The 12961-nt window shown below is 46.0% G+C and carries 12 protein-coding genes; all 12 read left to right on the top strand.

Features of this window, described 5'->3' with window-relative positions; translation table 11 throughout:
• Positions 1–98 precede the first annotated feature (98 nt).
• The 12 genes from yfmF (at position 99) to J6600_RS08590 (ending at position 12815) form a co-directional block, all read left to right on the top strand.
• Positions 99–1379, top strand: coding sequence for an EF-P 5-aminopentanol modification-associated protein YfmF (gene yfmF, locus J6600_RS08535; RefSeq protein ID WP_012117578.1), 1281 nt, complete (start codon positions 99–101; stop codon positions 1377–1379).
• Positions 1376–2662, top strand: a complete 1287-nt coding sequence (yfmH, locus tag J6600_RS08540; protein WP_025649450.1) for an EF-P 5-aminopentanol modification-associated protein YfmH — start codon at positions 1376–1378, stop codon at positions 2660–2662. The genes yfmF and yfmH overlap by 4 nt, the downstream gene beginning before the upstream one ends.
• Positions 2663–2722: 60 nt before the next feature.
• On the top strand, positions 2723–3451 hold the full coding sequence (gene ymfI, locus J6600_RS08545) for an elongation factor P 5-aminopentanone reductase (protein WP_014417800.1): 729 nt from the start codon (positions 2723–2725) through the stop codon (positions 3449–3451).
• A 75-nt stretch (positions 3452–3526) separates the two neighbouring features.
• A complete protein-coding gene (locus J6600_RS08550; protein ID WP_003154150.1) occupies positions 3527–3784 on the top strand; it encodes a DUF3243 domain-containing protein in 258 nt (85 codons plus the stop codon).
• Between the two features lie 128 nt (positions 3785–3912).
• A complete protein-coding gene (locus J6600_RS08555) occupies positions 3913–4704 on the top strand; it encodes a DUF3388 domain-containing protein (protein ID WP_003154149.1) in 792 nt (263 codons plus the stop codon).
• Between the two features lie 18 nt (positions 4705–4722).
• Entirely contained in the window at positions 4723–5622 is a 900-nt protein-coding gene (locus J6600_RS08560; protein ID WP_014417801.1) for a helix-turn-helix domain-containing protein, read from the top strand.
• A 73-nt stretch (positions 5623–5695) separates the two neighbouring features.
• Entirely contained in the window at positions 5696–6277 is a 582-nt protein-coding gene (pgsA, locus tag J6600_RS08565) for a CDP-diacylglycerol--glycerol-3-phosphate 3-phosphatidyltransferase (RefSeq protein ID WP_007409821.1), read from the top strand.
• Positions 6278–6294: 17 nt separating this feature from the next.
• The gene (locus J6600_RS08570; RefSeq protein ID WP_209388248.1) at positions 6295–7545 is read left to right on the top strand and encodes a competence/damage-inducible protein A; all 1251 of its coding nucleotides are present in this window, start codon (positions 6295–6297) and stop codon (positions 7543–7545) included.
• A 170-nt stretch (positions 7546–7715) separates the two neighbouring features.
• Positions 7716–8759 (top strand): recombinase RecA, encoded by a 1044-nt coding sequence (gene recA / locus J6600_RS08575; protein WP_003154145.1) that lies wholly within the window; start codon positions 7716–7718, stop codon positions 8757–8759.
• A 167-nt stretch (positions 8760–8926) separates the two neighbouring features.
• Positions 8927–10108: a serine hydrolase domain-containing protein gene (locus J6600_RS08580; protein WP_209388249.1), complete on the top strand. Its 1182-nt coding sequence runs from the start codon at positions 8927–8929 to the stop codon at positions 10106–10108.
• A 292-nt stretch (positions 10109–10400) separates the two neighbouring features.
• Positions 10401–11960 (top strand): ribonuclease Y, encoded by a 1560-nt coding sequence (rny, locus tag J6600_RS08585; protein ID WP_003154140.1) that lies wholly within the window; start codon positions 10401–10403, stop codon positions 11958–11960.
• 60 nt (positions 11961–12020) lie between these two features.
• The gene (locus J6600_RS08590; RefSeq protein ID WP_003154137.1) at positions 12021–12815 is read left to right on the top strand and encodes a TIGR00282 family metallophosphoesterase; all 795 of its coding nucleotides are present in this window, start codon (positions 12021–12023) and stop codon (positions 12813–12815) included.
• Positions 12816–12961 lie beyond the last annotated feature (146 nt).

A 12961-nucleotide genomic window follows, 5' to 3' on the forward strand; every position in this document is an offset into this window, starting at 1 on the left:
CCTCCAGTTGATATAATTACATCTGCGTACTCTTTTTTGCGAATGCTGAAATTTGGTCATAATACATACTATGAAAGAATGAACGAAGGAGGTTTCACATGACTTACGTAAATGAAATGAAGTCAAAGCACGGCGGGATCACCGCCCACATCGTAAAGACCGAGAAATTTAAAACCGTTTCGCTGACGTTTAAAATGCTGGCTCCTTTAACGAAAGAGCTCGTAACAAAAAGGGCGCTGTTTCCGCATGTGCTTCTGCGCGGAACAGAAAGCCGCCCGAAAACCGCTGATCTGCGGTCTTATTTTGATGAGCTGTACGGCACATCCGTTTCAGCTGATCTGACAAAAAAGGGAGAACGTCATGTCATTACGTTCAGACTTGAGATTCCTAATGAAAAGTATCTGAAGGACCGCACACCGTTATTGGAAAAAGGTCTTCAGCTTTTATCAGAGCTTGTCTTTTCGCCCGCTTTGGAAAACGGCGCCTTCCTGCCCCTTTATGTCACGCAGGAAAAACGGACGCTGAAACAGCGGATTCAAGCCGTATATGATGATAAGATGAGATATTCTAATCTGCGTCTCGTTCAGGAAATGTGCAAAAGCGAACCGTATGCGCTTCACGTCAACGGCGAGTTCGATGATGTTGAACACATTACACCGCAAGATTTGTATGAAGCCTATCAAAAAGCCATACGCGAAGATCAGCTGGACCTGTACGTCATCGGCGATGTTGATACAGATCAAGTGAAAACGGCCGTTGATACGTATTTTAAAACGGAAGAACGGGAGCTGCAGCCTTTTGAAAGAAGCGCGGCGAATGAACAGCCCGATCCGAAGGAAGTCATTGATGAAGAGGACGTCAAGCAGGGCAAGCTGAATATCGGATTCCGGACCAATACGACATATACAGATCCGGATTATCCTGCATTGCAGGTGTTTAACGGGCTGTTTGGAGGTTTCTCTCATTCAAAGCTGTTTATAAATGTCCGTGAAAAAGCGAGCCTCGCCTATTATGCAGCCTCAAGGGTGGAAAGCTTCAAAGGGCTTTTGATGGTCATGTCGGGCATTGAGGTGAAAAATTACAAGCAGGCCGTCACCATCATTGAAGAACAGTTTCAGGCTATGCAAAACGGTGACTTTTCAGAAGATGATATCGCCCAAACGAAAGCCGTTATTAAAAATCAAGTATTAGAAACCATTGATACGGCATACGGTTTAGCGGAATTTCTGTATCAGCAGGCCTCGGCCCAAGTAGAGATACCGATCGAAAGATTCCTTGACAATATCGAGAAAGTGACAAAAGAGGACATTATCAATGTCGGAAAGAACATTAAGCTGGATACGACTTATTTCTTAAAAGGGACGGGGGGAGCATCTTGACTAAACCGATAAACTTCGAACAGCTTCAGGAAACGCTGTATCATGAAAAAATGGCAAACGGCCTTGATGTCTATGTGCTGCCGAAACAGGGCTTTAATAAAACATACGCCGTGTTTACGACAAAGTACGGTTCCATTGACAATCAATTCGTTCCTTTAAATAAGGAAGAAATGGTACACGTCCCTGACGGAATCGCGCATTTTCTGGAGCATAAACTGTTTGAAAAAGCGGACGGCGACGTGTTTCAGGACTTCAGTAAGCAGGGGGCGTCGGCAAATGCCTTTACATCATTTACACGAACCGCTTATCTGTTCTCCAGCACTTCTAATGTGGAGAAAAACCTGGAGACACTCGTGGATTTTGTTCAGGACCCGTATTTCACGGAAAAATCAGTTGAAAAAGAAAAAGGCATCATCGGCCAGGAAATTAATATGTATGATGATAATCCGGATTGGCGGCTGTTTTTCGGCCTTATCGAAAATATGTATAAAGACCACCCCGTGAAAATTGACATTGCCGGAACGGTGGAGAGCATCTCTCATATTACGAAAGATCTGCTGTATGAGTGCTACGAAACGTTTTATCACCCGAGCAATATGCTGCTCTTTATCGTCGGTCCCGCAGATCCTGAAGCGGTCATCAGCCAGGTGCGGAAAAACCAGGAGAAAAAGCCGTTTACAGACCAGCCCGAAATCAAACGTGAAGAAGTTCAGGAGCAGGAAGCGGTTTTCCGCCGGGAGCAGGAGTTAAAAATGAACGTGCAAGGCTCAAAATGTCTTGTCGGCTTAAAGGCGAAAGACCCTTATAAAACGGGGCGGGAGCTGTTGAAGCACGAGCTCAGCATGAACCTCATGCTTGAATGTCTCTTCGGAAAAAGCTCACCGCATTACGGTGACTTGTACGACAAAGGCTACATTGATGAAACCTTCAGCTTTGATTACACGGCTGAATACGGATTCGGTTTTGCCTCTGTCGGAGGAGATACACCGGAGCCGGATAAGCTCGCTGACGAATTAAAACACATGCTGCTTGATGCGGAATCAGCCGTGACTGCGGAAAAACTTGATCTTGCGAGAAAAAAGAAGATCGGGTCATTCTTAAAAGCGCTCAATTCGCCTGAATATATCGCCAACCAATTTACACGCTACGCCTTTTTAGATATGAGTCTGTTTGATGTCGTAACCGTACTGGAGCAGATTACGCTGGAAGACGTAAAGCGGGTCATTAAAGAAGAAATATCAGAAGACAGGCTGACAGTCTGCAAAGTCGTGCCAAAATCATAACAAAAAACATCCCTCACGCCCTGAGGGATGTTTTTCTGGGGAAAGAAGGAGTATTGATTGATGAAACAGACAGCGCTCGTAACCGGAGCAAGCGGCGGAATCGGACAAAGTATAAGTGAAGTCCTCGCAAAAAACGGATATGACGTCCTTTTGCATTATCATTCTAATAAGGAAGCCGCACACAGGCTTGCGGAAAGGCTGAGCGCATCATTCGGCGTAAAAGCCTCCGTTATTCAGGCGGATCTGTCCTCACCGGATGGCGCGGAGACACTCAGCCGTTCCGTTAAGCAGCCTGTGGACGCTCTGATACTAAACAGCGGCAAAAGTCATTTCGGCCTGATTACGGACGTTACGGATGACATGGCGCGGGAGATGGTGCAGCTGCATGTGACGAGTCCGTTTCTTTTGGCGCGTAATCTGGTGCCCGGCATGATCCGGGAAAAAAGCGGGGGCATCGTCGCGATCGGTTCCGTCTGGGGAGAAACAGGAGCATCGTGCGAGGTATTATACAGCATGGTCAAGGGAGCGCAGCATTCGTTCGTCAAAGCGCTTGCCAAAGAGCTTGCTCCGAGCGGCGTCCGCGTGAATGCAGTCTCGCCGGGTGCCGTTGATACAAATATGCTTGATCAGTTCACGTCTGATGAAAAAGAAGCGTTGGCAGAGGAAATTCCCGCGGGCCGGCTGGCAAAGCCGGAGGAAATCGCCGAAGCGGCGGCCTTTTTATTATCGGACAAGGCTTCCTATATTACGGGGCATATATTATCCGTAAACGGCGGCTGGCACTGCTGAAAAAAATGTGTGTATAGTTTGCATCTGCACGGACAAAATAATTTTGTAACAACAGATGAAATGGAGGAACCCAACATGTCAGTATTAGAAAACTGGGATAATTGGAAGAATTTCCTTGGCGACAGATTGAACTATGCGCAGGAAAAAGGGATGAGTGATGAAACGATCACTGACCTCGCTACAGAAATCGGCGGTTACCTTGCGAACGAAGTCGACTCGAAAAACCATCAGGAAAAAGTGCTTGCTGATCTTTGGAGCGTTGCTTCTGAAGATGAACAGCGCGCCATCGCAAATATGATGGTGAAGCTTGTTGAAAATAACAGCACTCATTAAGAGGGGGGGATTTCTCCTCTCTTTTTTTATGTTTTCCTCTATAGAGCAACATTCTTCTTTCTAATTAGAGAAAAATGTTTTATGATAAAGGAAGGTAAAAATTTGCCACAATGGAGGGGGTATATCATTTGGCAAAGCTCGAATGGTATTTTGAATATGAAATTCAAGTGAACCGCCCCGGCCTGCTCGGGGATATTTCATCTCTTCTCGGGATGCTGTCAATTAATATTGTCACAATTAACGGTGTCGACCTTTCCAGAAGGGGAATGCTGCTCAGATGCCGGCATATAGATCAAATTAAACGATTGGAATCAATTTTAAAAACAATGGAGACCATTAAAGTAACGAAGCTGAGAGAACCGAGGCTTCGCGACCGTCTCGCAGTCCGCCACGGAAGATACATTCAGCGTGATGCCGATGACAAAAAAACCTTCCGTTTTGAAAGGGACGAGCTCGGTCTTCTGGTTGACTTTATGGCCGAGCTGTTTAAAAAAGAAGGGCACAAACTGATCGGAATCCGGGGAATGCCGAGGGTCGGAAAAACGGAGTCCATCGTTGCGTCAAGCGTTTGTGCCAGCAAAAGATGGCTTTTCGTATCATCAACGCTGCTAAAACAAACGATCCGGAGCCAGCTGGTTGCCGATGAATACAGCACGGAAAACGTGTTTATCCTCGACGGCATCGTTTCGACAAGACGGGGATCTGAGCGCCATCTTCAGCTCGTCAGTGAAATTATGCGGCTTCCGGCGACAAAGGTCGTGGAGCACCCCGATATTTTTGTTCAAAATTCGGAGTATACGCTCGATGATTTCGATTATATTATCGAACTCAGAAATGATCCTGACGAAGTCATTACATATGAACATGCAGAAGAACCGCAAATGTTTGATCAGACCGGTTTTTCAAGCTTTGATTTTTAATATTGGAAGGTGTTTGTTGTGACAGAATTAGCAATCCGGCTTAAAGAAGCCAGAGAGGAAAAAGGGATGTCATTGGATGAACTCCAGGCGGCGACGAAAATTCAGAAAAGATACTTAACCGCTCTGGAAGAAGGCAATTATGACGTCATTCCCGGCAATTTTTATGTGCGGGCGTTTATCAAGCAATACGCTGAAGCTGTCGGGCTTGATTCAGATCAGTTATTTGAAGAATACAAAAAAGACATCCCTAACACGTACCATGACGATGTGTCGGAAAAAATCTCCGGTCTTGCCATGCAAAGGGAGCTTCCTAAGTCCGCTTCAAAGGCGGCGGAATGGCTTCCGACCGTCCTTGTCGTCATCGGTGTCATTATCGTCATCGCGATCATTTATGCGATTATTCAGCTCGGAATGAGTAAATCCGGGCAGACAGACGGAGACAAAGCCGTCACCCAAAGTGAGAGCAAGTATGAGATTCCTAAGGATTCTGCGCTGAAAAACGACGGCAATACAAATGACGAAGCGCAATCTGACAGCAAGAAAGATAAAAAGGACACAAAAGCATCAGAGCAGAAAAAGAAAGAAAAAAGCAGTGAAAAGACGGAGATCAAAGCGGCCGGAACGGAAGGCTCAGCTTCTTCATACAACGTCTCCGGGGCAGATAAGTATAAGCTTGAACTGATTGCTTCTGACAGCGCATGGATCCGCGTCCGTGATGACAGCGGCGGTTCTTTAAAAGAAGGAACGCTGCAAAAAGGCGAAACCTTTAAAAAAGACGTCACGGATCAAAAGCAGATTGAAATCCGCACGGGCTATGCCCCTAACCTGAAAATTAAAATCAACGGAGAGGTTCTGTCCTATGAACTCAATCCGCATGATGTGATGGCGCAGACCATCACAATCAAGATGAAAAAATAAAAGGGGAAAAGTCATCTGAACGATTAAGATGACTTTTTCTTCACGTCCGAGTACATATTATTGGAGGGGCTTTATGTTTAACTTACCGAATAAAATCACACTGGCAAGAATCGCTTTAATTCCTGTATTTATGATTATCATGCTTGTTCCTTTTCAGTGGGGCAGCGTTCATATAGGGGATGAATCGATTCCGGTAGCGCATCTTACGGGAGCTGTTTTATTCATTATCGCATCAACGACTGACTGGGTGGATGGCTACTACGCCAGAAAACTGAACCTCGTGACAAACTTCGGGAAATTTTTAGATCCGCTGGCTGACAAACTGCTGGTATCCGCGGCATTAATTACGCTTGTGCAGTTTGACCTTGCGCCGGCGTGGATGGTCATCATCATCATCAGCCGCGAATTTGCCGTAACGGGATTAAGACTTGTGCTGGCGGGAACGGGGGAAGTTGTAGCCGCCAATATGCTGGGGAAAATTAAAACATGGGCTCAGATCATCGCTGTTGCCGCGCTTTTGCTGCATAATCTTCCGTTTGAGCTCGTTTCTTTCCCGTTCGGCGATATCGCTTTATGGGTGGCTGTGCTCTTCACAGTCATTTCCGGCTGGGATTATTTTGCGAAGAACTGGGATGCGTTAAAAACATCTAACTAAGAAAGAAGGACTTAAAGATGGAAATAGCAAAAAAAGCAGAGATCATTGCAGTCGGCTCGGAGCTTCTGCTCGGCCAGATCGCCAATACGAACGCGCAGTTTATCAGTAAAGAGCTGGCGGAAATCGGTGTAAACGTGTTTTATCATACCGCTGTCGGTGACAATCCGGAGCGGCTTAAGCAAGTCATCCGCATTGCCGAAGAGCGCTCAGACCTGATTATTTTTTCAGGCGGCCTCGGGCCGACCAAGGACGATTTAACGAAAGAAACCATTGCAAACACACTGGGGCGCCCGCTCGTTCTGAATGACGAAGCATTCCGGTCGATCGAAGAATATTTCGTGAAAACAAAACGGACCATGTCGCCGAATAACCGCAAACAGGCGCTCGTCATTGAGGGCTCAGACGTTTTGGCGAATCATTTCGGCATGGCGCCGGGAATGCTTGCAGAGCACGGCTCAAGGCTTTATATGCTGCTTCCCGGGCCGCCGAGCGAGCTGCGTCCGATGTTTGAAAATGAAGCGAAGCCGCTGCTTCTTAAAAAGCTCGGTTCTAATGAGAAAATCGTTTCAACCGTGCTGCGGTTTTTCGGAATCGGTGAATCCCAGCTTGAAGCTGATTTAGAAGATATCATTGATGCGCAGACGAACCCGACGATTGCGCCGCTTGCTGCTGACGGCGAGGTCACGCTGCGTTTAACGGCGAAACATGCTGACGAAAAAGAAACAGAACGGCTTTTAAAAGAAACGGAAGCCGCCATTTTAGAACGTGTCGGTGAATTTTTCTACGGATATGATGATACGTCTCTGGTGAAGGAGCTTTCAAAAGCATGCAGACAAAACAAAATCACGATTTCCTCTGCCGAAAGCTTTACAGGCGGCCTGTTTTCTGAGTGGGTGACTGATTTAAGCGGTGCGTCTCAACTATTCGCAGGGGGCGTTGTCTGTTATTCCGACAGCGTGAAACAGCATGTGCTCGGCGTGAAAGCTGAGACGCTCGCAGAAAGCGGAGCGGTCAGCAAAGAGTGTGCGAAAGAGCTTGCAGCCGGTGTGAGAAAGCTGACCGGAAGCGATATCGGCATCAGCTTTACCGGGGTTGCGGGTCCCGACCCGCAGGAAGGGCATGCTCCGGGCCGCGTCTTTATCGGCATTTCGGCGGAAGGAAAAGAAGAGGTGCACGAATTTAACTTTGCCGGCTCAAGAACCGGAATCAGAAAGCGCGCCGCTAGATACGGCTGCCATCTCATTTTAAAAATGCTGGATCAAAAATAAAGTTTTAAAGAGCCGTTTTCTCTGATTTTTAAGTTTCACAAGGGAAATTATGCTCTTTTGCAGAAAAGCGAACGCGGAAAAAATCCGAATGTGCGTTCGCTTTTTTCTTGGCAAATGCCAGTAAACAAGGTATAGTATATGTAGTGGCAAGATAAAGGAGGAAAAAATAAATGAGTGATCGTCAGGCAGCCTTAGATATGGCTCTTAAGCAAATAGAAAAACAATTCGGCAAAGGTTCCATCATGAAGCTCGGAGAAAAAACAGATACAAGAATTTCAACGGTGCCAAGCGGTTCCCTTGCACTTGATACCGCTCTCGGAATAGGCGGATACCCGCGCGGACGGATTATTGAAGTATACGGACCTGAAAGCTCAGGTAAAACGACTGTAGCGCTTCACGCAATCGCTGAGGTTCAGGAAAAAGGCGGACAGGCAGCATTTATTGATGCTGAGCATGCTCTTGATCCTGTTTACGCGCAAAAGCTCGGTGTCAATATCGAAGAGCTTCTGCTTTCTCAGCCGGATACGGGAGAGCAGGCGCTAGAGATTGCTGAAGCGCTGGTGCGAAGCGGAGCTGTTGATATCGTAGTCGTTGACTCTGTTGCGGCGCTTGTTCCAAAAGCTGAAATTGAAGGTGACATGGGTGATTCACACGTCGGTTTACAGGCGCGTCTCATGTCTCAGGCGCTCCGTAAGCTTTCCGGCGCCATCAATAAATCTAAAACAATCGCAATCTTTATTAACCAGATTCGTGAAAAAGTCGGCGTTATGTTCGGAAATCCGGAGACGACACCGGGCGGCCGCGCGCTGAAATTCTATTCTTCCGTGCGCCTTGAAGTGCGCCGTGCCGAGCAATTAAAGCAGGGCAACGACGTCATGGGGAATAAAACGAGAATTAAAGTCGTAAAAAACAAAGTCGCTCCTCCGTTCCGTACGGCTGAAGTGGACATTATGTACGGTGAAGGAATCTCCAAAGAAGGGGAAATCATCGACCTTGGAACTGAACTGGATATCGTGCAAAAAAGCGGTTCATGGTATTCTTATGAAGAAGAACGCCTTGGCCAGGGCCGTGAAAACGCCAAGCAGTTCTTAAAAGAAAATAAAGACATCATGCTGATGATTCAGGAGCAAATCCGTGAATATTACGGTTTAGACAATAACGGTGTAACGGACAAAGCGGAAGAAGTTCAGGAAGAGATGGAATTAGAAGAATAAAAACACGATCAAAAGAGCGGAATAAGCAATTTCCGCTCTTTTTTTTGTGTGTTTCAAAAAACACTGGCTGTTTCGGAAAATTTTATCTGGAATGTTACAACTTTTTTCACCCTTCACTCGTCTAACATCATGGCGAAAGTTGAAATTATATCTGAGGAGGAAAAAAGATGACGAGCCCCCGCCGCACAAGAATAAATAAAAAAAGAAAGAAGAAGCTGATGAAAACGGGAGGGCTGTTTCTTTTTCTGCTGCTTGTCACTGTTTTTATTATGATCTGGACCGTCACAGCGCATCACCGGGAGAAGGAATCCGTTAAAAGCGCTCCCGCCGCTCAATCTGATACTTCAAAAGACCAGACTCACCAGAAAAAAGAAAAGACGCAAAAAGAGAAAACACCTAAATCAATCGATCACAATAAACAGATCAGCAATTACTTGCAACAGATCGGGTTCAGCGGCACAGCAATGATCGTAAAAGATGGAAAAGTTGTGCTGAAAAAAGGCTTTGGCTATGCGGACCGAAAACAAAAAATTAAAAACAATCCGGAGACATCATATTATATCGGTTCTTCACAAAAAGCGTTAATCGCGACGGCTGTCCTGCAGCTTGAAGAAAAAGGGCTGCTGCAGACGAGTGACCCCGTCAGTACATATTTGCCGAATTTTCCTAACGGCACGCGCATTACACTGAAAAACCTGCTCAATCATACGTCCGGCATAAACGGGCATATTGAGGGGCAGGGACCGATTTCTCCAATTGATTTAATCAAGGATATAGAATACCGCGGAATTAAACGGCAGCCCGGGGTTTGGGATTACAGGGATTCCAACTATTCAGTGCTTGCTTATATCGTATCTCAGGTCAGCGGGGAGTCTTATGAACAATATATAAAAGAACACGTGTTCAAACCGGCCGGAATGAAGCATGCCGGATTTTACAAAACATTTGCCAAAGCCAAATATCCTGCCGTCGGCTACAAAGTCGATGAGAGCGGCAGTCTTGTAACGCCGCACCTTTTGGACTTATCGCAGCTGTACGGGGCGGGCGACATGTATATGAGCGCTGAAGATCTCTATAAATTTGATAAAGCGATCGTAAACAACACGCTCCTTTCAAAAGCAAGCTTCACAAAAATGTTTACAGCAGGAAGCAGTGCCGCTTACGGCATGGGGTTTTACATTGATCCGGGAAGCTATTCCAATCACGGTGTTATGCCCGGTTACAACATTTTGAACAGCTTCAGCCATTCGGCAAGCAAATATGTCATATTACTGTCAAATATTCAGAATAACGCCAAATTAGGACAGGTAAACAATAGAATTTACCAATTGCTTAACCAGGCGGACTGACAGAGCCGTCATTCACGAAAAGCGGATCTAGGTATGGTATGATATATACATGGCGAAGATTCCGAGCTGAAGGCGAATCGTTAAGCTGGCAAGCTTGACAAGTATTTCCGACACAATTACAATGAAGTTGTAACATTTGTTTTTTTAACATGATTGTTAAACCATTTAAACTTGACAAGGGCATGAGAGACTCATTCCCTGTGAAGGTTCTGTATGTTGAGAAAATCAAACAATGTACATGCCGGCACTTATTTAAGCAAAAACCAAGTTCATAGCAAGAGGAGGTGAAAGTATGACCCCAATGACGGTTCTCATCTCCATTTTGCTGACTCTGCTCGGTTTAGTTGTTGGCTACTATGTTCGTAAAACCATTGCCGAAGCAAAGATTGCGGGCGCACGCGGTGCTGCCGAGCAAATCCTTGAAGATGCAAAGCGTGATGCTGAAGCACTGAAAAAAGAAGCTCTGCTTGAAGCAAAGGACGAAATCCATACACTTCGAATAGATGCTGAACAGGAAGTTCGTGAAAGACGAAATGAGCTTCAAAAACAAGAAAACCGTTTACTTCAAAAAGAAGAAAATCTTGACCGTAAACATGAAGGAATTGATAAACGGGAAGCGATGTTGGAGAAGAAAGATCATTCTCTGAATGAACGACAACAACATATTGAAGAGATGGAAAGCAAAGTGGATGAGATGATTCGTATGCAGCAGTCAGAACTCGAACGCATTTCGAGCCTGACACGGGATGAAGCGAAACAAATCATTCTTGACCGGGTTGAAAATGAGCTTTCACATGACATCGCCATCATGACAAAAGAAACCGAAAACCGTGCGAAAGAAGAGGCAGATAAAAAGGCGAAAAACATTCTGTCGCTTGCTTTGCAGCGCTGTGCAGCAGATCATGTTGCCGAAACGACGGTATCGGTCGTCAATCTTCCGAATGATGAGATGAAAGGACGTATCATCGGCCGTGAAGGGCGTAACATTCGTACGCTTGAAACGCTTACAGGTATTGACCTGATTATTGATGACACACCTGAAGCAGTCATTCTTTCCGGATTTGATCCGATCAGACGGGAGACGGCAAGAATCGCTCTTGATAAACTCGTTCAGGATGGCCGTATTCACCCGGCGCGCATTGAAGAAATGGTTGAAAAATCCCGCCGTGAGGTTGATGACTATATCCGGGAAATGGGTGAGCAGACGACGTTTGAAGTTGGCGTTCACGGACTCCACCCGGATCTGATCAAGATCCTCGGCCGGTTGAAATTCCGTACAAGCTACGGGCAGAACGTACTGAAACATTCTATGGAAGTTGCGTTTTTAGCCGGTTTAATGGCTTCCGAGCTTGGAGAAGATGCAAAGCTTGCCAAGCGGGCCGGTCTTCTGCATGACATCGGAAAAGCAATTGACCATGAAGTGGAAGGAAGCCACGTGGAAATCGGAGTGGAGCTTGCGACCAAATATAAAGAGCATCCAGTCGTCATTAACAGTATTGCGTCACACCACGGAGACGAAGAGCCGACTTCCATTATCGCCGTTCTGGTCGCTGCCGCTGATGCACTGTCAGCCGCAAGACCGGGCGCGAGAAGTGAAACGCTCGAAAACTATATCCGCAGACTTGAAAAGCTTGAAGAAATCTCCGAGTCTTACGAAGGTGTTGAAAAATCATTTGCGATTCAGGCCGGCCGTGAAGTTCGCATCATGGTGAAGCCGGACTCCATTAATGATTTAGAAGCCCATCGTTTGGCACGTGATATCCGTAAACGAATTGAGGACGAGCTTGATTATCCGGGCCACATTAAAGTGACCGTAATCAGAGAAACTCGAGCCGTAGAGTATGCAAAATAAAGTGATGCTTAGCGCATCACTTTATTTTTTTGAGTCCCTGAAAAGGAAGGAATGGAATGTATGAGAATTTTATTTATCGGAGATGTTGTCGGTTCCCCGGGCCGCGACATGGTAAAAGAATATGTCCCGAAACTGAAAGCGAAACATAAACCGCATTTTACAATTATTAACGGAGAAAATGCAGCACACGGAAAAGGACTGACAGAAAAGATCTACCACAGCCTGATGGAAGCGGGAGCCGATGCCATTACAATGGGAAACCATACGTGGGATAAAAGAGAGATCTTCGACTTTATTGATGATGTGCCGCATCTTGTCCGCCCGGCGAACTTCCCGGAAGGTACACCGGGCAAAGGCATTACCTATATTAAATCGAACGGAAAAGAGCTTGCCGTCATTAATTTACAGGGGCGGACGTTTCTTCCGCCGCTTGATGATCCGTTTGCTAAAGCGGATGAATTAATAGAAGAAGCGAAAAAGCGCACGCCGTACATTTTTATTGATTTTCACGCCGAAGCGACAAGCGAAAAAATTGCGATCGGCTGGTACACAGACGGAAGAGCCTCTGCCGTGGTAGGCACCCATACACACGTGCAAACGGCAGATAACCGCATTTTACCGAAAGGAACGGCATATATTACTGATGTAGGCATGACGGGTCCGTACGACGGAATTCTCGGTATGGACAGAGAAACGGTCATCAAGCGGTTTAAAACCAATCTTCCCGTCCGGTTTACGGTGGCGGAAGGTAAAACTACGCTGAGCGGAGTGCTCATTGACATCGACGATCAAACGAAAAAGGCCGTAAATATCGAACGGATATTAATCAATGATGACCATATGTTCTTTGAATAGGTGATCATGTGTTTATTTTATAAAAATATTAAAAGGAAAAGCAGGAATATAGCAACTTCTTAGTGAATATAGTAGAAATGGAAGGTAGCCCGCTATTTTTGAAAAGCATTGTGGGGATGGCTTTTTGGATAGCAACATCTAATAAT

Origin of the sequence: Bacillus sp. LJBV19 (genome assembly GCF_017797845.1) — a bacterium.
GTDB lineage: Bacteria > Bacillota > Bacilli > Bacillales > Bacillaceae > Bacillus > Bacillus velezensis.